The following is a 19,336-nucleotide window of genomic DNA, read 5'->3' as shown; positions in this document are numbered from 1 at the left end:
AGACTCATGAAACTGAACTCATTGGCTGGCCTGTTCGCCGGAGCCGTGATGGTTGCCGGAGCAGCCAAAGCGGAAGAAACAATCTCTGCCGTGCACGCCTTTCCTGAAACTCTGATCTACACCCAGAGCTTTCTGGATTTTGTTAATAAAGTGAACGATGCGGGTGAAGGTGTCATTCAGATTGACGTGCGCGGTGGCCCCGAGGCCATCGGCATGTTCCAGCAACCTGACGCGGTGCGCGATGGCATTGTCGATATGGTTTATACGCCGGGCTCTTTTTACGGCGGTGCGCTGCCTGAAAAAGACGCGATGGTAGCCTCAAACCTGACCGCGATTGAGACCCGCCAGAATGGCGGGATAGAGCTGATCGATCAGATTCATCAGGAAAAAATGGGTCTGAAGTATCTCGGCTGGTTCGACAGTGGTGTTTGCTACAACCTCTGGACCCGGAATGAGCCCAGCTTTGACGCCGATGGCAATCTTGAGGTCGAAGGGCTAAAGCTGCGCGGCAACAACGTGTATAATGCGTTCTTCACCAACTATCTGGGCGCGCAGGTAATCGACTTGCCAACGGGTGAGGTCTATTCAGCCCTGCAACGCGGTGTCGTGGACGCGACCGGCTGGACCCAGATCGGTCTGATCGACCTGAAATGGAACGAATTTTTGAACTACCGGATCGAGCCCTGTTTCTTCTCGACCGATCTGGGCGTCATTGTGAATCTGGAGCGCTGGAACTCGCTGTCGGATGAGGCCAAGACGATCCTTCAAGACGTGGCGATCCAGCATGAGAAAGCCAGCGTCGAAGCCCTGCGCAGCAAACGGGATGATGATTTCGCCGCACTGGATGCTGCAGGCATGACCGTAGTCAGCTTGGAAGGTGAAGCCAAGGCGAACTACCTTGCCGCTGCGCGCGAAAAAACGTGGGAGCGGATGAATGGCCTTATGGCAGAACAGTCGGGTGGAACCGACAACTATGATCGCCTGATCGAGTTGTTCTACGATCTCGACGCAGCAAACTAAGACCAAGGACAGGCCCGCGGAAACCCTGCGGGCCTGACCGGAATTCGGGGCAATGCAGGCATGACCATGAAAAAGGCCTATGATGCGGTGCTTTTTGGCATGGCCATTCTGGCGGGGCTGTTGCTGGTCTGGCTTATGCTGTCTGTTATTACCTCGGTGCTGATGCGCAATGCAGGGCTTCAGCCTTTTGCGTGGCTGTTCACCTCGGCCGAATACGGGCTGTTGTATATGACGATGCTGGGCGCTCCCTGGCTGGTGCGCGAAAAGGGCCATGTACATATCGAGCTGGTTACGGCTGCTCTGCCATTGCACCTGCGCCGGATCGTCAGCCGTTCGGTCTCAGCTGCCTGCGTGCTGGTCTGCCTGATCCTTGCGTGGCAGGGGGGCGATCTGGTTCTGACTAATATCGAACGCGGGGACTATGATACGCGCGCCTACTACTTCCCCCGCTGGATGCTGACCATCGCCTTTCCTCTGTCCTTTGGGCTGATGGCGATTGAATTTTCACGCTTTGTGTTTGGCCCTAACCTGATGCACAGCGGCGAAGCAGGGATACATGAATAATGGAATGGTACGAGGCCCTTGCCCTGCTGTTGGGCTCGATCGTGTTCCTGATGGCCATCGGAATGCCGGTTGCGCTGGCCTTTCTGGCCGCGAATATTCTGGGGGCGTGGGTATTCATGGGCGGCGAGCGCGGGGTGACACAGCTGCTCAACAACGGGCTGGGGGCGTTGACGAAATACGCCCTGATGCCCATCCCGCTGTTTCTGCTGATGGGTGAGATTTTCTTTCACACCGGCCTTGGTGGGCGAATGTTCAACGCAATCGACAAGCTGCTTGGCCGATTGCCCGGGCGGCTCAGCTATGTGACTGTTCTGGGGGGAACGGCCTTTTCTACTTTGTCCGGGTCGTCGATGGGGTCCACCGCGCTGCTGGGGTCGCTGATGGTGCCCGAGATGAAGCGGCGTGGTTACAAATCGCACATGAGCATCGGCCCCATTTTGGGCACGGGCGGCCTTGCGATCATCATCCCACCCTCGGCGCTTGCGGTTCTGCTGGCCACGCTGGCGCAAATCGACGTCGCTGCGTTGCTGATCGCGGGTGTCATTCCCGGCCTGATCCTGGCCGGGTTCTATATCGGAACGATCTGGCTGCAGACCCGGATCGACCCGACCGCCGCACCGGCTTATGACGTCGAACCGATGTCGATGGGGTACCGCCTGAAATTGCTGATGACCGAGGTGGTTCCGATGGTCGGCGTCATGGTCGTGATCATCGTTCTAATGATCAAAGGCTTTGTCACCCCGTCCGAGGCGGCGGCTTTCGGGGCATTGGGTGTACTGATCCTCGCTGCCGTTTTTCGCTGCCTGACATGGGAGGCGATGAAGAAGTCCGTCATTGGCGCGCTCAAAGTAACGCTGATGGCTTACCTGATCGTCTTTGGTTCGGCGACGTTCAGTCAGCTCTTGGCCTTTTCCGGCGCGTCCCGAGGGCTGGTCAATTGGGCGATTGCGTTCGATCTGGCCCCTCTGGCGATGCTGACGGTGATGTTCGCCGTCCTACTGCTGCTGGGCATGTTCATGGAGCAAATCTCGATCATGCTGCTGACGGTACCGATCTTTTTCCCGCTGGCCCAAACGCTCGGGTTCGATCCGATTTGGTTCGGCCTGATCATGTTGTTGTCGCTGGAAATCAGTTTTACGACGCCGCCCTTTGGGCTGCTGCTGTTCGTGATGAAAGGCGTCGCCCCACCAGGCACTACGATGCGCGAGATCTATACCTCGGCCTTCCCGTTCATTTTCTGCTCGCTATTGCTTGTGGTGCTGCTGATCGCCTTCCCAGGGATCGCGTTGACCTTGCCGTCCTTGTGACATTTTGCGCGTAGGCTGACACTGTTTTGCGGGGCGCAATCACATAGATCACATCATCTCGAATCCGGTATCTGTTTGCCCCACAACCAACATTGTCGAGGTCTCGGCAACTTCGGGAAGGTTTTGAACCGTGGTGGTAATGAACAGACGCAGGTCCTCGATATCCGGAAACCAGGCTTTCAGGATATAATCCGCCGCACCGGTCACCATCAGGCATTCCGAGACCTCGGAACTCTGTTTTACAGTTTGTTGAAAAACCGCATGGCCGTCTGGGTTGTGTTTCGCCAGTTTCACTGAAATCAGCACACAGATTTGTTTCCCAAGATTTTCCGGCGAGATGTCTGCGTGATACCCGCGAATAATCCCGGCCTGCTCAAGCTTTCTGACCCGGCGGGCGCAGGGCGTCGGTGAAAGCCCAACAATTTCGGCAAGATCACTTATGGCAAGGCGCCCATCGCGCCGTAGTTCCGCCAGTATGCGTTTGTCGATACTATCCGGGTCGAACATTAACGTTTTCCTCTATTTTAGTGCTAAAAATTAGCACAAATCATCAATATTGACAGGGATAAAAGCGAAGAACGCCGAGAAAGCGCGCGCGACTTTGGCTATCCTTCCGAAGAACCGATCAGGAGACTTAATGTGAAGTTGGAAAACAAACTGGAACGTGTGGGCGAGCCGGTTGTCGAGCCCGCAGCCTTTGCCGGTTGGTTGTCTGAGACAAATGAAATCACACGAGCTTTTCTCGCGGCCGGTCAAATTCCCGGTCTGCTCAACATAGCTGGGGGGCTACCTGAACCTGCGACCTATCCCGGTCCCCAGATCGCAAAACTGGCCCAAAGGGTTATTGAGACCCACCCGACCGAGACACTGGGATATGGCCCGATCGAAGGCCTCCCGGAATTGCGCAATGCCATTGCGCACCGGTTTTCTACCAAAAACGTAAAACTGACTGCCGCAAATGTGTTGATAACAACTAGCGGCATGCAAGCGCTCGACCTGTTGGGAAAGGTCTTGCTGAACGAAGGGGATCTGATTGCGGGGCAGTTTCCGACCTATCTGGGAGCTCTTGACGCATGGCGACCCCGTCGCCCGCGCTTTCGAAACATGGATCTGAATGCCGCCGCGTTCGACCCGTTTCAAGCCATGAAAGGCGCAAAGTTTGCCTATACTGTGCCCAATTTCTCTAACCCGACAGGACGATTGGTCGGATTGGAGGCGCGCCGTACCTTGCTGGCCGCGTCCCGTCAAACCGGGGCATGGCTTGTCGAGGACGATCCCTATGGCAGTCTTTGCTACGACGGTCCTTTGCCCCCGAACCTGTTTGATCTAGCGCTTCAGACTGGGGAATTGTCCAACACCGTCTATCTGGGCACGATGTCGAAGCTGATCTCCCCTGGTCTACGCGTGGGTTGGGTGATTGCGAGGCCCAAGATGATCTCCGCACTGACACTTGCCAAACAAGGGTCGGACATGTGCACAAGCGGTATTACCCAGCGTATTACGTATGAAATCCTGAAATCCGACTTGATCAAGGCAACACAATCGCAGGTCCTGGACATGTATCGCAGGCGACGAGATGCCCTGTGTGCGGCTCTGAATTCCTATCTGGCGGAGTGGTTCGAATGGGAGGTGCCCGCAGGCGGCATGTTTGTCTGGGCTCGTGCGCGGGATGAGAGTATCGACACGGACCGCTTGTTTGAAATTGCGCTGGACGAAAAGGTTTGTATTTCGCCTAGTAGCGTTTTTGATGCCCATGGGGAAAACAGGCAGGGGATCCGTCTGAATTTCACCTTAAACGACGAGGCCAAACTGACCGAAGCCGTCCAACGATTGGCGAAAGCTGTTCAGCGTCAACTTGCCGAGAAAGGGTAAAGAATGTCGGTAACCATACATCCCGAAAACATTCCCTTAAGTCAGGACCAAGTCGAGGCGTGGCGGGGTGTGCCCGCCAGTATCGTGGCCGACTTGCAGCCATCCAGTCTGATCGATCCGGCGATTCAGGTAAGAACCTTGGATGCCGGGCCACTGCATCTGCTGGGGCGGGCCCGGACTGTCTCGGTTTCGCCACCTGATTTCGGGGGCGTCATTCACGTTTTAGACCATGCAAAGCCCGGCGAAGTTGTTGTGATTGCCGCCAACGGTGAAACCGAATTCGCCATGATAGGTGAAATTCTAGGCGGGCACCTGAGGGACCTCGGCTGCAAAGGGGTTGTTGTAGATGGGGCCGTACGTGACATAGACACGCTGGGTTCATGGGAGGATTTTCCTGTCTTCGCCCGAAGCATTACGCCCCGTGGCCCCACCAGCGCTAACGATGGAGAAATCAATGCATCAGTCTCTTTCGGCGGATGCACAATAGCTTCGGGTGACCTGATTTTGGGTGACCGTGACGGACTTGTGGTCCTTTCTCCGGTTGCTGCCCGTGATCTTCTATCCGACGTGAAGGACAAAATCGGCAAAGAAGCTGAATGGGTCGCAGGGCTCAAGGCGGGTAAGAACGCCATGGATGTGTTTGGCCTTTGAACTTCTGGGCCGTTCCGAAACTGAGACGCACAGACGGCGTCGCGAAGACGGGTTCAATCCAAGGAATTTTACCTCTCTAACTCGTTATCTTATGAAAGGAGACGCATGTCTCGTTAGCGCGCCTTGCTTCAGTAGCAGATCTTGTAATCCATGTTATGTTAAAAACAGTGTGTTATTTAACGCCAACAAAAAGTTCACTGGTCAAACAGCTGAACACGACCTTATTGATCTTATCCTCAGGCTCTCAGCGACAATACCCGTGTCAGTCAGTGGCGGTGAAAATGGTAGTATCCGTTTCCATAGAAGGGATAATGCGGTTCAGGCTGATACAGCCGGTTCGGATCATGCGGTGGATAGTGACAGGCTGGGTCTTGTGGTGAATGGTAGCAATACGGCCCGGGGACTGGGTGATAAGGATGGTAGTAGCGGTTCCAATACGCAAACCAGGGATAGGCTTGATAGTGGTTTTCCCAATAGGCCTGGCTGAACTCTACAAAGGCAATTCCCAATGCGGCTGCGATGACGGGGTTCATCACCTTGGTCTGTCCCTCGCTATCAACCAAAATGTAGTTCGAAGCGATCCAGCCGCGCGCCGAATTCCAGGAGACGTCGCACCAAGTATAGCCCGGTTGACAGCCATAAAGCTCGATCGTTGCGTCTTGCGGTAATGTAGCCACCACGGGATAGTTTGTGCCTGGCCCTGCGCGCATATGAACTGAGGTGGTTGTGTGCGCTTGAGTTTCGGCAAGTGCCGCGCTCAGCGAGAATGCCAGAAAGAAAGTGGCCGCCAGAAAAGGCACAAAAATTCGCATAATTCGATCCAATCCAAATTCGTCTTTTTGCACTACAACCGTCAAAAAGACGCTCGTCAAGTTAACCTTTCATGCGATCACGAAAGCGGATTTTCTCAAGGTTCGGACCCCGTATTTACGCCTGTCCTTGCAGACAAGTTTGAGTCTATTCTGCCGAGCGCAGTAACTTACCAATTCAATTGATCGGACCTGTTTATGCCAACGCTTTTTCATGCCCCATTCACATGTTCATTGGCTGCGCGGTTCGCCGCAGCCGAAGCGGGTGTCGAACTGGAAATTGAGCCGTTGCACTTGCGCAGTAAAAATCTGGCGGCAGGTGGTTCGCTCTATGACGTGAACCCCTTGGGGCAAGTGTCGGTTCTCAGCTTTGACGATGGAACCAAACTAACCGAAACCTCGGCAGTCATTGCCTGGATTCAGGTACAGTCCAAAGACAATGATTTCCGGATATCGCCTGACAGCCCGGAGTATTTTCAGATGCTGCGCTGGCTGGCTTTCTGCGCGACGGAACTGCACAAGGGGCTGTTTCGTGTGGTGTTCTACAAGGAAGCCACGGATGAAGTGAAAGATCGTGTACGAGCTCTGGCACCGCTCAGGTTTCAGATAATTGAGGATCATTTGAATGGGCGCGATTATCTGTTGGGTAACAGGTTTTCGGCGGCGGATGCCTATCTGACGTGGTTCTTCGTTTTGTCGGATCATGCAAAAGTTGATCACTCGGCCTTTCCAAATCTCAACGCCTATCGAGCCCGTGCCTTGTCGCGCCCGACTATTGCCGCTTTGATCGATGACGACCGGGCGCTGGATCGCAGGCTAAAAGAACTGTTTTCCGCTTAAGTCTCCAAGTTTGAAACCAAGGGAAATTGGTTAAATTGCGAGCGAACTGAATCGAAACCAATCTGGTCTTGGCAAAAGCCAGTCAGGAGTTATGAAAACCCCATCCCCGACCAGAAGGCGTACTTCAATCAGGACCAGCTCATAGCCTGCAGGGCAACTGATCCAAGATCATGAAGGTGATCGCCAGAAGTCGGGGATGGGCATCGCGTCAGCCGTTATTAGGGAAAACTTCGACGCGATATCGCTTAGATTGACGAGGAATTTTCAAACGTGTTCGGTCGACCCCATTCTGTGAAGCAACCTGTCGCTAGTTGACCGGAGAGCCACATCAACCGAAGGTGCCAAGTTAAAGACGAGGATATACAAGCCAAGTCAACTCGACAGAACATTGGCCTGCCAGTACGTCTCAATTGCCTGACAAAACGTGTCAGAACCAAGATCTGATCAAGGAATTTAGGATAGAAAAGGTCTAGACGCCGCTGTCTCGATATGCCGATGCTGTCATTCCGGCCTGCTCGCGGAAGAACCGACCAAAGGATTCCGGGGTTTTATAGCCGCAAAGATGGGCCACGATCTGGATCGGCATGTCTGGCTGGTTCACCAAATAGGATTTTGCCAGTTTGAATCTTGCGCGACGGATATGATTGCCGAACGTGTCGTTGTGGTCTTGAAACGCGCGAAACAGGGACGATCTGGAACATTGGATTGCATCCGCGACCGAGTCGGCCCTGAGATTTTCGTCCCCAAGATTCAATGCGATGTAACGCGTCGCAGCAGTATGAAGTGCGTGCGTTTGCGCAGGGGCGCCCGCAGGTGGCGGATCAGAACCCAGACGCGACAAGGCCCCCAGAGCCAGGCTTTGCAACGAGTCAATCAGATGCAGAGTTTCAACCTCAGAAAGCTTGGTGCACTCCTTGGCCATCATATGCAACTGACTTTCCAGGAAGGGGGCCAACCCATTGGGTGCCATTTGGGCAACCCCCCTGCCCGCGGGACGGACCTCGCCCCCTAACTGATCCCGGATCAGCTCCATCGGAAGGGTCATGTAGACATGCGAATGATCTCGTGTGCGGGTTGAAACTGGGACTGAACCGTCCAGAACAACCAGGTTCGACCCCGCCGTTACCGTCTGGCCGTCACCATCCTTGGTCTCAAGGCGAACGGCCCCGGAAATTGTCGAGCTAAGAACCAAATAGTCCCCCGTCGGTTGACCGAAATAAGTGGTCGTATCGTCTGAACGGGTAAATCCGAAGGTCGCGCCCGAGGGCGCGCCAAAATAGGAAAGCTGGCCTTTGTAGTTGGCCTCGCGCGATCGGTCCGACGCGTCCATAGAAATCCACGGGTGCAGGCTGCGCCAGAATTCAAACTTTTCCTTGGGGCGGAATTTTTGGGTCGAAAGATGGACGAACCGATTTTCGGCTGCGTTGGCGTTTCCGTCTGAAATGGCCCGCTCCTTCGATCCTGCGGGTCGAACCGGGGATCGACCACATTACCTTTGCGAATTCCCAAAAGTTAGGCTGCGCAACAAGAGGTTGTCTACCCTTTGATACCGGGTTCGAAATTCAAAATAGCTTTCTCACAGCTATGATTTAGTCGTTCCAAAAACCTCAAATAGAACTCGGTCGGGCGGCACGTCCGCGTTCTCAAGCCCCGATTTCAGATCGGTTACAAACCCAGATGGGCCGCACAGCATGTAGTGGGCATCGCGTCCAGCACCCAACGCCAGAAGGTCGGTGGCCGAAATCCGACCTGTCGCGTCAAAGTCCTGTCCCAGCTGGTCTGTGCTGTCGGGTGTGCTGTAGAAGATGCGTTTTCTGAGGGTGCGGTTTGTAGCCACAAGCTGTCCAACCTCGTCCGCCATGGCGTGGTGGCGCCCGTTGCGCGCGGCATGTACGAACCAGACCGGGCGTTGGCTCCCCTGCCCCGCGAGCTGGTGCAGTATCGCCAGCATCGGCGTTAAACCGACGCCTGCGCTGACCAGAACCAAAGGCGCATCACCTTGGGGAATGATGAAATCCCCGGTGGGCGGCTTGGCTTCGACAACATCTCCGATGGCCACGTTATCATGCAAGAAACGTGAGGCGACACCACTGGCCTCGCGTTTGACAGTTATCCGGTAGTGGTCGCCTCCTGCTGTTCCTGACAGGGAATAGGTGCGGCGGACCTTTTTGTCATGCGACGGGATATCCAATGCGATGGGCAGGTGCTGACCGCCTTGAAACAACTTCAGCGGATCGCCGTCGGTTGCCGCAAGATGGAAGGACGTGATCCCCTCAGCCTCGACAACCTTGTTGGTGACGATCAATTTCCGGGATGGTGTCGGTTGCGCTGACCATCTGAGCGTCAGGGCTTCGGGCCGGTCGATCACGGCGTCGAGCTCGACTTCTATCATGCGCAGAATGTTCGGATCGCGCGCTTCTTCGGGAGACCAGTCAATCGTGGCGCGCCCGGTCAGATGCAACAGTCCACCGGTTTCGAAATCGACAAACAGCAACCCGACGCGAGGGTCCTGCAGCAAGTTGCCAATCGTATTGAAAAAGTTGTTGCCCGAGTAATCGGGGATGCGCAGACGGTTTGGGCTGATCACGCGAACAAATCCCGGCTCGCCCCCCCTGTGAGACGCATCATACCCGTTCGAGGCCGCCCCTTGTTGTCCTTGCTGACCAGAGCCAATGAACAAAGTGTCGGCGGCTTCAATTCGCTTGATCTGTGCGGAATTGAGGCTTTCCGATGTTAGTGGCCGGACGGGCTGGTTGCGTTGAACCCGCCACCAGTCCCGTTCGTTGATGTATTGGGGGCAGTTGCCGAATGTCTGACGGATATCTATGGCGAGCCCACTATCGGTTGGCCGCGTTCTGCCGCTGAACCGGTTGCGTCGCCTTGTTGCAAGCTCGATCCCGACCACGCCAATATCGGTTCCGGCTGTCAGTGTCTGCGCCAGCGGGTCGGATGGATCCGGGGTTGTGTCCAAGGTTATTGTGTGGGCGTCAGGGGACCGGACAAAGCCATCGCGCCCTTCGATAATACTAGCCCAGACCCGGCCTTTTGTGTCTGCGGATGCAGCAACCAGAAAGGGTTGCGCCTGATAAAAGGTGCGGTGCTGGTCGGGCATGAACTCTCGGATGAAAGGCGCGCCTTTTGTGGCGATATAGCCAACGCCCGCGCGTTGCTGCGCGGCAAGTTCGCCTGCGTGGAACGGAGTTGCGGCATCGGTCATCGTCCTGATCCCTTCGGTTGCCAAAAGTCCCAAGGCCAGACATGCCGACCTTGGGGCGGGTTTGGTTCAGGCCACAAGGCCAGCGGCGGTTGCGGGCATGGCTTCGAACCCGTTCAGCGCCTCGAATCGGGCAATCCAAGCGCGCACGTTCGGATAGGGTTCAAGCGAGACATTCCCCTCGGGCGCATGGGCGGTGTAGGAATAGGCGGCGACATCAGCGATGGTGGGTTGATCCCCGACCAGCCAATCGCGGCCTTCCAGACCCGTTTCCAGCTTTTGCATCGCCTTGGCAGCGGTGGTTGCCGCGAAGTCAACGTCCAGCGGGGCGCCAAAGACAGTAATCAAGCGCGCCGCGCATGAGCCAAAGGCGATTTCGCCCGCAGCCAGGGTCAACCATTTCTGGACTTCAGCTTCCCCGACCGCATCGCTGGGCATCCAGTCCGGCGCGTATTGACGGGCGAGATACACCAGAATTGCATTCGAGTCCGAGACAACCACATCGCCATCTTCCAAAACCGGTACTTGGCCGTTGGGGTTCATCGCCAGAAACTCGGGCGTCTTATGCGCGCCAGCGACCAGATCGACAAAGACAGCCTCATGCGGGATATCCGCCAGCTTGGCGAAAACCAGCGCCCGGTGAGCATGGCCTGACTTTGGGAAATGGTGAATGCGAACTGGGTTAGACATGTTGTGGCTCCGATCATTGAATAACTGTGAACTGGAGCGACAGATAACGCTTGCACGGGTTGATGATAATTGCCACTTTTGGTGGATGATTAAGCCCTGAGAGGGCGCAATAACCATGGATAAGATAGACCGAATGCGCGCATTTGCGCTGGTGGCCAAGAACGCCTCTTTCACCGCCGCCGCCCAGCGGTTGGGCAAATCTGCGCGACTGGTCAGCAAATACGTGGCTGATTTGGAGGACGCGCTGGGGGTGCAATTGCTGAACCGGACCACACGCAGCGTGTCTCTGACTGATGCGGGCGCGACCTATCTGACTATGTGTGAGCCGCTACTGGACGGGTTTGACGAGTTGGAGGAAACGGTCAGAAATGCCCAGACATCCTTGCAGGGCGTTATTCGAATCTCGGCGCCGACCGGGTTTGGCTCTGTCCGTCTTGCGCCGTCTCTGGCTGCTTTCGCCACCCTACATCCCGAGGTCGAGATTGATCTGCAACTATCCGACCTTCGCGTGTCGATCATAGAGGAAGGGCTAGATCTGGCCGTCCGCATCGGTCCGATGCGCGATAGCTCGCTAAAGATCCGGCAGTTGGGGCCGATGCCCCTGATCATCTGTGCGGCGCCCGCGTATCTGGCGCGTGCTGGCGTGCCTCAACATCCATTGGAGTTGGCAAACCATGATTGCATTCTGGACGGCAACATGTCCGAACCCGCCTTGTGGCGGTTTAGTATTGATGGAGAGGATGTGGCAGTACAGGTGAGTGGGCGGTTGAAAGCGAATGCTCCGGCCGCGTCAGCACAGCTTGCGGTCTCTGGCGCGGCAATCGCGCGATGTCCGGCCTATACGGTCGCCAGAGAACTGAAATCAGGTGCATTGGTCGAACTGTTCTCCGACCATCGCGTCACCCCCTATGTCGTCGCCGCCTTGTTCCCTCAGAACCGCCGCCTTACCACCCGAGTCCGTGCTTTGATCGATCACCTTGCCGGTGACGAGTTGATCTGCAACGCGGGCGTCTGACAGGTTGCAGATCGCTACTTCGACATCGAGTTCGACAAGATGCGCCTTTTTTCCGCCATGGCTTCTCGACGCCGCCTTTCCAGACCGAGTTTGAAGGATTCCTCGACGAAATCGATGTGATCGTGCGCGGCTTTCTGTGCACGGGTTTCGTCGCCGTCTATGACGGCCTGCCCCAGTTCGCGATGCTGTTCCATCAACTGTTTGCCGGTTCCGTCGATGGTTTTCAGAAAATCGCGATTGTAAAAGACGCCTTGGCGGGTCAGTTCATAAATTGACGCCATCATGTGGATCAACGTTGCGTTCTGGCTTGCGTCGACAATGGCTGCGTGCAGCGCGAAATCCGCCTCTCGCGAAGCCAGAGCATCCCCTTCACGCCAAGCGCGTTCATCCTCGGCCAGGATTTCAGAGATCCGCTCCTTGTCTGCCAAGGTTGCACGACGCGCGGCCAGACGGGCGGCAAACCCTTCCTGTTCGCGGCGGTATTCCAGATAATCAAAAAATGCCGGTTCGTGCCGTTCATAGAGCGCCAGCAAAGCGGGCAACATGGCGCTTCCGGTCAGGGCGGCGACAAAAGTGCCTTCTCCGTGCTGCGTGGTGACAAGACCGCGTTCTTCCAACGTATGCAGCGCTTCGCGCAGTTTTGGGCGTGAAACCCGCAGCATTTCGGCCAGCTCTCGCTCGGATGGTAGCTTGCGACCCTGTTTCAACACGCCCGAGGCAATCAGATCTTCAATCTGCGCAACCACCGCGTCCGCCAGTGATTCGTGGCCAATCGGTTCAAAAATCGCAGTTGGGGTCATGTCGGGCCGCCTTTCTGATCAGGGTCCTGTACATAGCACTTGGTAAAATAAGTTAACCTTTGAAACCTTAGTATTCAACTTAATATTTGCCGCCAGGTTGTATTCCCGGAAAGTACACTTTTCACTGTTTTGAAAAAGAAAAATCGCAAAGAAACTGAAGCCGGGTGCTCTTGCACTCTTTCCAGTTGCGAAAAATTTCAAACCGATGGGCAGTTGCGTGACCAGACCAGTGGTAAATAAAATTGTTGACTGATTGATATGGTAAACTTTATTGACCACTCAAGGCGCCAGACAACCTTGCGTCACAGATTGATTGGACGTTGCGTCCGAAACATCCCGGAGGAGAATTCATGAAAAAGACCCTGACGAGCTTTGCGGTTGCTGCCAGCCTGATGGCTGCACCCGCGCTTGCCGCTGATAAGTTGCTGTTGAAAACCCCGATCGCATTCTCGACCGAATTGCCCGGTCTAGGCTCGCCTATTCCGCGCGTGGCCGAACAGCTTGAGCTGATGTCGGGCGGCACGTTGAAGATGAAGGTCTATGAACCCGGCAAACTGGTCCCGCCGTTTGAAATTCTGGACGCGGTGTCGACTGGCAAGATCAACTCGGGCTACACAACCGCCGGCTACTGGGCGGGTAAAATCCCGGCTGCACCGCTGTTCTCGGCGGTACCTTTCGGCCCCGAAGCCGGCGAATACATGGCGTGGCTCTACTATGGCAACGGTATGTCGCTGTATCAGGAAATGTACGACCAGGCGGGCTATAATGTCCACGTCATCCCCTGCGCCGTTATCGCGCCTGAAACATCAGGCTGGTTTGCATCCGAGATCAACAGCCCCGAAGACCTGAACGGCCTGAAGATGCGCTTCTTTGGTCTGGGCGGCAAAGTCATGCAGAAACTGGGCGTTGCCACTTCGCTGCTGCCCGGTGGTGAGATCTTCCCGGCGCTGGAAAAAGGCGCGATTGACGCGACCGAATTCTCAATGCCTGCAATTGACGCCCGTCTGGGCTTCCACAAGCTGGTCAAGTACAACTACTTCCCCGGCTGGCACCAGCAAGCGACTGTGTTTGAGCTGATGATCAACAAGGACGTTTGGAACGAAGCCAGCGATCAGCACAAGGCGATCCTCGAAAATGCCTGTAAGGCCTCGATGACCGACAGCTTTGCCGAAGGTGAGGCTATTCAGCACGCCGCACTGATCGACAACGTTGAAAACAACGGTGTCACCATCAAGCAGTGGTCGCCCGAGATGTTGGACACGTTCCGCGCGACCTGGGAAGAGGTTGCAGCGGAAGAGGCTGCGAACGACGCCTTCTTTGCCAAGGTCATGGATGACATGACCCAGTTCCGCGATGGCTATGACCTGTGGAAAACCAACGCGTTCCTCCCCCGTCAGTAAGCTGAATTGCTGACGCTGCCGGGGCGGCGGCCTTCCTCTGCCGCCCTGGTTCTCTCAGGATTTATACCTGCAATCCCTTGACCGCGGTTAAGCCGGTCAACCGAGCGAGGATTACACATGGCCACGCCTAAAGACCTCAATGATCCGGTCGAAGCCTATGAAGGCTTCCTGGAGCACCCCGATACAGACCGCCAGAAAATTGCCGTTGCCATCGACTCGGGCGTAAAGGCCGTTGGGCATGTTGTGATGTGGGCGAATGTGCTGCTGATGGCAGCGATCTTTTCACAGGTTTCGCTGCGCTACCTTTTCAGCCAGAACTATCCCAAGCTGGATGAGATCCAGTGGCATTTCTACGGCATCGTCACGATGATCGGCATTTCCTATGCCCTGATCACCGACAGCCATGTGCGTGTGGACGTGCTGCATATGCAGCTTTCCCGACGCGCCCAGCGAGTAATCGAAGTCATCGGCATCCTGACCCTGCTGACCCCGTTCATCTATCTGATGATCGACCAGGGGTTTGACTATTTCTACGAAAGCTTCCGCGTCAACGAACGCTCTGACAGCCCGACTGGCTTGCCGGCACGGTGGGCGTTCAAGGCCGTCATTCCGATCAGCTTCGTGCTGCTGGCGCTGGCCGCCCTCGCTCGGCTGATCCATGACGGCCACGCGCTGATCTACGGCCCCGAAAGCGAACGTGAGGGCGCTTCCCTGCGCCGCATTCTGCTGGTACTGGCCGTCTTTGCCGCCGTCTGCGTTGGCCTGACCTTCCTGGTGGAGACCACCGAAGAAAAGCTGGTCATCGCCATGTTCCTGACTTTCATCGCGCTGCTCTTCACCGGCTATCCGGTTGCATGGGTGCTGGCGGGTGTCGGTGTCGCTTATTGCGGGCTGGCTTATTTGTTCGACAACGACCTGATGCTGTGGACGGGGCTGGAAAGCACCTTTACCGGGCTGGACTATCTGACGCTGGGTGCGGTGGTGAACCGGGTCTACGCGACCATGTCCAATGCGGTTCTGGTCGCCTTGCCGATGTTTATCTTCATGGGTCTGATGCTGGACGAATCCGGCGTGGCCGAGCGCCTGATGTCTTCGATGCAGCGCCTCTTTGGCACAGTACGCGGAGGTTTGGCGATCACCGTGACCCTGATCGGGATCATCCTTGCGGCTTCAACCGGGATCATTGGTGCGTCTGTTGTGTTGCTGGGCGTGCTCTCGCTGCCCTCGATGATGCAGCAGAAATATCAACCTACGCTGGCAGCGGGCGTCGTTTCCGCGTCGGGCACGTTGGGTATTCTAATCCCGCCCTCGATCATGCTGGTCATTATGGCCGACCAGATGGCCCTGTCGGTGGGTGATTTGTTCATGGCCGCCGTCGTCCCCGGAGTGATCATTGGTGGCCTCTACCTGACTTACATCTTCATCTTGGCGCTGGTGAAACGCGACGCGGCCCCTGTCCCCGAGGGCGCTACGGCCCCCGATTGGGCAGCCGTCAAAGACGTGTTGATCGCTGTCATCCCGACGCTGCTGCTGATCCTCGCGGTGTTGGGTTCGATCTTTGCGGGCCTGACCACGCCAACCGAGGCCTCAGGCATCGGTGCATTGGGTGCGACCCTGCTGGCCTTGGGCTATCGCAAGCTGACCTTCCAAAAGCTGTGGAACGTGCTGGTGTCGACCTTCAACACCACCGCCTATATCTTTGCGATCTTCCTGGGCGCGACCGTGTTCTCTTATGTGCTGCGCGAACTCGGCGGCGATGAGTTGATCGAACATGTGGTGCAATCCACCGGGTTCGGTGCAAGTGGCACGGTGCTGTTCATCCTGTTCATCGTTTTCCTGCTGGGCTTTGTACTGGACTGGATCGAAATCACCCTGATCGTCCTGCCCCTGATGCGCCCGATCGTGAATGGGCTGGGCATCGACATACCCGGCTTTGGCGTCTTGGACGAACCCGCGCTGGTCTGGTTCGTGATCCTAGTGGCAGTCACGCTGCAAACCAGCTTCCTGACACCTCCGGTTGGCTTTGCCTTGTTCTATCTCAAAGGCGTTTGCCCGCCAGAGATTAAACTGACCGACATCTACAAGGGCATCATCCCGTTTGTCCTGCTGCAACTGACCGGGCTGGCGTTGGTTTTCTTGTGGCCCACATTGGCCACCTGGCTGCCATCCGTCGCGTATTGATAGGAGGAAGAGACATGCGTCTGACCGATTGCCATAACTTCCACGATTTCCGCCAACTGGCCAAGCGCCGCCTGCCGGGACCGATCTTCAACTATATCGACGGTGGCGCGGATGATGAGGTGACGTATCGCGAAAACACCAACGCCTTTGATCGCTGCGATCTGCTGCCATCGGTGTTGCGCGGGGTCAAAGACGTGGACATGTCCGTCACGGTCATGGGGCAAAAGCTGGACATGCCGATCTATTGCTCTCCCACCGCACTGCAGCGCCTGTTCCACCATCAGGGCGAGCGCGCGGTGGCGGCGGCGGCCGAGAAATACGGGACTATGTTCGGCGTATCCTCGCTGGGCACCGTTTCGCTGGAGGAACTACGCCAGAAACACAAAAACCCGCAGGTCTATCAGTTCTACTTCCACAAAGACCGGGGCCTGAACTCGGCCATGATGCAGCGCGCCAAAGAGGCGGGTGTCGAGGTGATGATGCTGACCGTGGACAGCATCACCGGCGGCAATCGCGAGCGTGACCTGCGCACGGGGTTCTCGATCCCGTTCCGCCTGACGCTGGGCGGCATGATCCAGTTCGCGATCAAACCGATGTGGGGCATCAACTATGTCACGCACGAGAAATTCCGCCTACCGCAACTGGACGAGCACGTGGACATGAGCGGCGGAGCCAGCTCGATCGGTGGCTATTTCACCGAAATGCTGGACCCGTCGATGAACTGGGACGATGTGGCCCAGATGGTTCGGGAATGGGACGGTCAGTTCTGCCTCAAGGGGATCATGACCGTCGAGGACGCCCGCCGCGCGGCCGAGATCGGCTGCACCGGGATCATCTTGTCGAACCATGGCGGACGTCAGCTGGACGGCTCGCGCACACCTTTCGACCAACTGGCCGAGATCGTGGATGCGGTGGGTGACAAGCTGGACGTGATGATGGACAGCGGCATTCAACGCGGCACTCATGTGCTGAAGGCGCTGTCTCTGGGGGCCAAGGCGGTTGGTGTCGGACGGCACTATCTGTATCCGCTGGCGGCTGCTGGACAGCCCGGTGTCGAACGCGCGTTGGGGCTGATGCGGGCCGAGATTGAGCGCGACATGAAGCTGATGGGCGTCACGCGGGTTGATCAACTGTCGCGCGCCAATCTGCGGTTTCGTGACCCGGTGACGGTTCAGGGGTTGGCGCATCGGAACGCGGCATGACCAACGATGCCCTCATATCCGACTTCCGCGCAATCGTCGGGTCACGCCATGTGCTGACCGGCGCACGCGCCACCGAGCGGTTCCGCCGTGGGTTCAGGTCGGGTGAAGGCGAGGCGCTGTGCGTCGTACAACCCGGCACCCTGCTGGAACAGTGGAAGGTGCTACAAGCCTGTGTTGCAGCCGACAAGATCGTCATCATGCAGGCCGCCAATACGGGCCTGACCGAAGGGTCAACACCCTCGGGCCGCTATGACCGCGATGTGGTTCTGATCAACACCCGCCGCATGGATACTCTGGTGCCGCTGAACAACGGCGAGCAAGTCGTCAGCTTTCCGGGTGCCACGCTCTTTGCATTGGAAAAGTTGCTGGACCCAATGGGGCGTGAGCCGCACTCGGTGATCGGATCCTCGTGCATCGGGGCGTCGATTGTGGGCGGGGTCTGCAACAACTCGGGCGGTTCATTGGTTGAACGCGGGCCGGTTTACACCGAGCTGTCAGTCTATGCCCGCATCACCGAAGACGGCACGTTAAAGCTGGTCAACCACCTGGGCATTGATCTGGGTGAGACACCGGAACAGATACTGTCAAATCTCGATACTGGTCAGTTCGAGCGCAATCCGGGGGCCACGAATAAACGCGCCTCGGCCAGTGACTATGCGCAGATCGTGCGCGACGTGGATGCCGAAACGCCCGCACGATACAATGCGGATAAGGCGAAGCTGTTTGAAACTGCGGGTTCAGCCGGAAAAATGGCTGTGTTTGCCGTGCGTCTGGACACTTTCGCCAAGAACGAGGCTGAACAGGTTTTCTATATCGGAACCAACTCCCCAGACGATCTGGCCGAGTTGCGCCGGCATATCCTGTCGCAATTCGCGTCCCTGCCAGTCTCGGCCGAGTACATGCAGCGCGACGTGTTCGACATCACTAAGGCCTACGGTAAGGACACGGTGTGGATGATCGACAAGTTGGGCACAGATCGCTTGCCGATGTTCTTTGCGCTGAAGGGCGCAGTGGATGCACGTTTACGGCGCATTCCTTTTCTGCGCAATTTCACCGACCGGTTCATGCAGGCCGCAGTCAGCCTCCTGCCGCAGGTCCTGCCCAAGAGGATGATCGAATACCGAGAGGCCTATGAACATCATCTGATCCTGAAGATGAAGGACGATGGCATCGAGGCGATCCGCAATTGGTTGCCCGGCTTCTTCGAAGGGCGCGATGCAGGTTTCTTCGAATGCACCCCCCGCGAAGCCAAGATCGCGGGTCTGCACCGGTTTGCAGCCGCCGGTGCTGCGGTGCGCTACATGGCGATTCACGCAGATGAGGTCGAGGACATCATCGCGCTGGACGTAGCCCTACGCCGCAATGATCGTGATTGGCTTGAGGTTTTGCCGCCCGAGATCAGCGATCAGATTGTTCACAAACTCTACTATGGCCACTTCATGTGTCACGTGATGCACCAGGACTATGTGGTGCGCAAAGGGGCGGATCCCAAAGCACTGAAGGCTGCGATGCTGAAGCTGTTCGACGCACGTGGTGCTGAATATCCGGCGGAACATAATGTCGGACATCTCTATAAGGCCAAACCCGACCTTGCGGCGCATTACACGTGTTGCGATCCGACAAACTCTTTCAATCCGGGGATCGGCAAGATGTCAAAATCCCGCAACTATGGCTAAGGGATCAAGTAAATCGCCCAAGGCTATGCGTGGCGTTTTTCAGATAGTTTAACGTTAAACTTTTCCTGAGACGCATAGCTGGTATTCCGCTCAGG

At 56.5% G+C, this 19,336-nt stretch carries 17 protein-coding genes; 11 read left to right on the top strand and 6 right to left on the bottom strand.

Going from position 1 to position 19,336, the window contains the following annotated elements; all coding sequences use genetic code 11:
* The first annotated feature begins 6 nt into the window (after window positions 1–6).
* Genes dctP through GOV79_RS06950 form a run of 3 tightly spaced genes read left to right on the top strand, consistent with a single transcriptional unit; the run spans window position 7 to window position 2,891 of the window.
* Window positions 7–1,020 (top strand): TRAP transporter substrate-binding protein DctP, encoded by a 1,014-nt coding sequence (dctP, locus tag GOV79_RS06960; protein WP_170789209.1) that lies wholly within the window; start codon window positions 7–9, stop codon window positions 1,018–1,020.
* Between the two features lie 60 nt (window positions 1,021–1,080).
* A complete protein-coding gene (locus GOV79_RS06955; RefSeq protein WP_170789208.1) occupies window positions 1,081–1,584 on the top strand; it encodes a TRAP transporter small permease in 504 nt (167 codons plus the stop codon).
* Complete coding sequence (locus GOV79_RS06950; protein ID WP_170772117.1) at window positions 1,584–2,891, top strand: TRAP transporter large permease; 1,308 nt, start codon at window positions 1,584–1,586, stop codon at window positions 2,889–2,891. Before GOV79_RS06955 ends, GOV79_RS06950 begins: the two co-directional genes overlap by 1 nt.
* A gap of 48 nt (window positions 2,892–2,939) precedes the next feature.
* On the opposite strand, the gene GOV79_RS06945 is transcribed toward GOV79_RS06950, so the two are convergent.
* Window positions 2,940–3,398: an Lrp/AsnC family transcriptional regulator gene (locus GOV79_RS06945; protein WP_170772119.1), complete on the bottom strand. Its 459-nt coding sequence runs from the start codon at window positions 3,396–3,398 to the stop codon at window positions 2,940–2,942.
* A 132-nt stretch (window positions 3,399–3,530) separates the two neighbouring features.
* On the opposite strand from GOV79_RS06945, the gene GOV79_RS06940 reads away from it, so the two are divergent.
* Window positions 3,531–4,763, top strand: a complete 1,233-nt coding sequence (locus tag GOV79_RS06940) for an aminotransferase-like domain-containing protein (RefSeq protein ID WP_331252401.1) — start codon at window positions 3,531–3,533, stop codon at window positions 4,761–4,763.
* A 3-nt stretch (window positions 4,764–4,766) separates the two neighbouring features.
* Window positions 4,767–5,414: an RraA family protein gene (locus GOV79_RS06935; RefSeq protein ID WP_170789207.1), complete on the top strand. Its 648-nt coding sequence runs from the start codon at window positions 4,767–4,769 to the stop codon at window positions 5,412–5,414.
* 266 nt (window positions 5,415–5,680) lie between these two features.
* Here the strand turns inward: GOV79_RS06935 and GOV79_RS06930 are convergent, their stop codons facing one another.
* On the bottom strand, window positions 5,681–6,286 hold the full coding sequence (locus tag GOV79_RS06930; protein WP_170789206.1) for an SH3 domain-containing protein: 606 nt from the start codon (window positions 6,284–6,286) through the stop codon (window positions 5,681–5,683).
* A 135-nt stretch (window positions 6,287–6,421) separates the two neighbouring features.
* On the opposite strand from GOV79_RS06930, the gene GOV79_RS06925 reads away from it, so the two are divergent.
* Entirely contained in the window at window positions 6,422–7,063 is a 642-nt protein-coding gene (locus GOV79_RS06925) for a glutathione binding-like protein (protein ID WP_170789205.1), read from the top strand.
* A 469-nt stretch (window positions 7,064–7,532) separates the two neighbouring features.
* Here GOV79_RS06925 and GOV79_RS06920 read toward each other — a convergent pair whose 3' ends face one another.
* The 3 genes from GOV79_RS06920 to GOV79_RS06910 form a co-directional block, all read right to left on the bottom strand.
* The gene (locus tag GOV79_RS06920) at window positions 7,533–8,393 is read right to left on the bottom strand and encodes an AraC family transcriptional regulator (protein ID WP_170789204.1); all 861 of its coding nucleotides are present in this window, start codon (window positions 8,391–8,393) and stop codon (window positions 7,533–7,535) included.
* Window positions 8,394–8,645: 252 nt separating this feature from the next.
* Window positions 8,646–10,280, bottom strand: coding sequence for an FAD-binding oxidoreductase (locus GOV79_RS06915; protein WP_170789202.1), 1,635 nt, complete (start codon window positions 10,278–10,280; stop codon window positions 8,646–8,648).
* Between the two features lie 66 nt (window positions 10,281–10,346).
* Window positions 10,347–10,967 carry a glutathione S-transferase family protein gene (locus GOV79_RS06910; protein WP_170783485.1) on the bottom strand — a complete coding sequence of 207 codons (621 nt, stop codon included), beginning with the start codon at window positions 10,965–10,967 and terminating at the stop codon, window positions 10,347–10,349.
* Between the two features lie 115 nt (window positions 10,968–11,082).
* Between GOV79_RS06910 and GOV79_RS06905 the strand changes: the two genes are divergently transcribed.
* Window positions 11,083–11,982, top strand: coding sequence for a LysR family transcriptional regulator (locus tag GOV79_RS06905; protein ID WP_170789200.1), 900 nt, complete (start codon window positions 11,083–11,085; stop codon window positions 11,980–11,982).
* Window positions 11,983–11,996: 14 nt separating this feature from the next.
* On the opposite strand, the gene GOV79_RS06900 is transcribed toward GOV79_RS06905, so the two are convergent.
* A complete protein-coding gene (locus GOV79_RS06900) occupies window positions 11,997–12,782 on the bottom strand; it encodes a FadR/GntR family transcriptional regulator (protein ID WP_170789198.1) in 786 nt (261 codons plus the stop codon).
* A gap of 350 nt (window positions 12,783–13,132) precedes the next feature.
* Between GOV79_RS06900 and GOV79_RS06895 the strand changes: the two genes are divergently transcribed.
* From GOV79_RS06895 to dld, 4 genes are all read left to right on the top strand, one after another.
* A complete protein-coding gene (locus GOV79_RS06895) occupies window positions 13,133–14,182 on the top strand; it encodes a TRAP transporter substrate-binding protein (RefSeq protein ID WP_170789196.1) in 1,050 nt (349 codons plus the stop codon).
* Between the two features lie 117 nt (window positions 14,183–14,299).
* The gene (locus tag GOV79_RS06890; RefSeq protein WP_170789194.1) at window positions 14,300–16,363 is read left to right on the top strand and encodes a TRAP transporter large permease subunit; all 2,064 of its coding nucleotides are present in this window, start codon (window positions 14,300–14,302) and stop codon (window positions 16,361–16,363) included.
* Between the two features lie 14 nt (window positions 16,364–16,377).
* Window positions 16,378–17,565: an alpha-hydroxy acid oxidase gene (locus GOV79_RS06885; protein WP_170772142.1), complete on the top strand. Its 1,188-nt coding sequence runs from the start codon at window positions 16,378–16,380 to the stop codon at window positions 17,563–17,565.
* Entirely contained in the window at window positions 17,562–19,241 is a 1,680-nt protein-coding gene (dld, locus tag GOV79_RS06880; RefSeq protein WP_170789192.1) for a D-lactate dehydrogenase, read from the top strand. Before GOV79_RS06885 ends, dld begins: the two co-directional genes overlap by 4 nt.
* Window positions 19,242–19,336: the final 95 nt, after the last annotated feature.

It is taken from the genome of Ruegeria lacuscaerulensis (assembly GCF_013034745.1).
Classification (GTDB): Bacteria; Pseudomonadota; Alphaproteobacteria; order Rhodobacterales; family Rhodobacteraceae; genus Ruegeria; species Ruegeria lacuscaerulensis_B.
This window is presented reverse-complemented; position numbering and strand designations above follow the sequence as displayed.

Coding starts and splice junctions, on each gene's coding strand:
- dctP (WP_170789209.1), top strand. CDS start 7: ATGAAACTGAACTCATTGGCTGGCCTGTTCGCCGGAGCCGTGATGGTT.
- GOV79_RS06955 (WP_170789208.1), top strand. CDS start 1,081: ATGACCATGAAAAAGGCCTATGATGCGGTGCTTTTTGGCATGGCCATT.
- GOV79_RS06950 (WP_170772117.1), top strand. CDS start 1,584: ATGGAATGGTACGAGGCCCTTGCCCTGCTGTTGGGCTCGATCGTGTTC.
- GOV79_RS06945 (WP_170772119.1), bottom strand. CDS start 3,398: ATGTTCGACCCGGATAGTATCGACAAACGCATACTGGCGGAACTACGG.
- GOV79_RS06935 (WP_170789207.1), top strand. CDS start 4,767: ATGTCGGTAACCATACATCCCGAAAACATTCCCTTAAGTCAGGACCAA.
- GOV79_RS06925 (WP_170789205.1), top strand. CDS start 6,422: ATGCCAACGCTTTTTCATGCCCCATTCACATGTTCATTGGCTGCGCGG.
- GOV79_RS06920 (WP_170789204.1), bottom strand. CDS start 8,393: ATGGACGCGTCGGACCGATCGCGCGAGGCCAACTACAAAGGCCAGCTT.
- GOV79_RS06915 (WP_170789202.1), bottom strand. CDS start 10,280: ATGACCGATGCCGCAACTCCGTTCCACGCAGGCGAACTTGCCGCGCAG.
- GOV79_RS06910 (WP_170783485.1), bottom strand. CDS start 10,967: ATGTCTAACCCAGTTCGCATTCACCATTTCCCAAAGTCAGGCCATGCT.
- GOV79_RS06905 (WP_170789200.1), top strand. CDS start 11,083: ATGGATAAGATAGACCGAATGCGCGCATTTGCGCTGGTGGCCAAGAAC.
- GOV79_RS06900 (WP_170789198.1), bottom strand. CDS start 12,782: ATGACCCCAACTGCGATTTTTGAACCGATTGGCCACGAATCACTGGCG.
- GOV79_RS06895 (WP_170789196.1), top strand. CDS start 13,133: ATGAAAAAGACCCTGACGAGCTTTGCGGTTGCTGCCAGCCTGATGGCT.
- GOV79_RS06890 (WP_170789194.1), top strand. CDS start 14,300: ATGGCCACGCCTAAAGACCTCAATGATCCGGTCGAAGCCTATGAAGGC.
- GOV79_RS06885 (WP_170772142.1), top strand. CDS start 16,378: ATGCGTCTGACCGATTGCCATAACTTCCACGATTTCCGCCAACTGGCC.
- dld (WP_170789192.1), top strand. CDS start 17,562: ATGACCAACGATGCCCTCATATCCGACTTCCGCGCAATCGTCGGGTCA.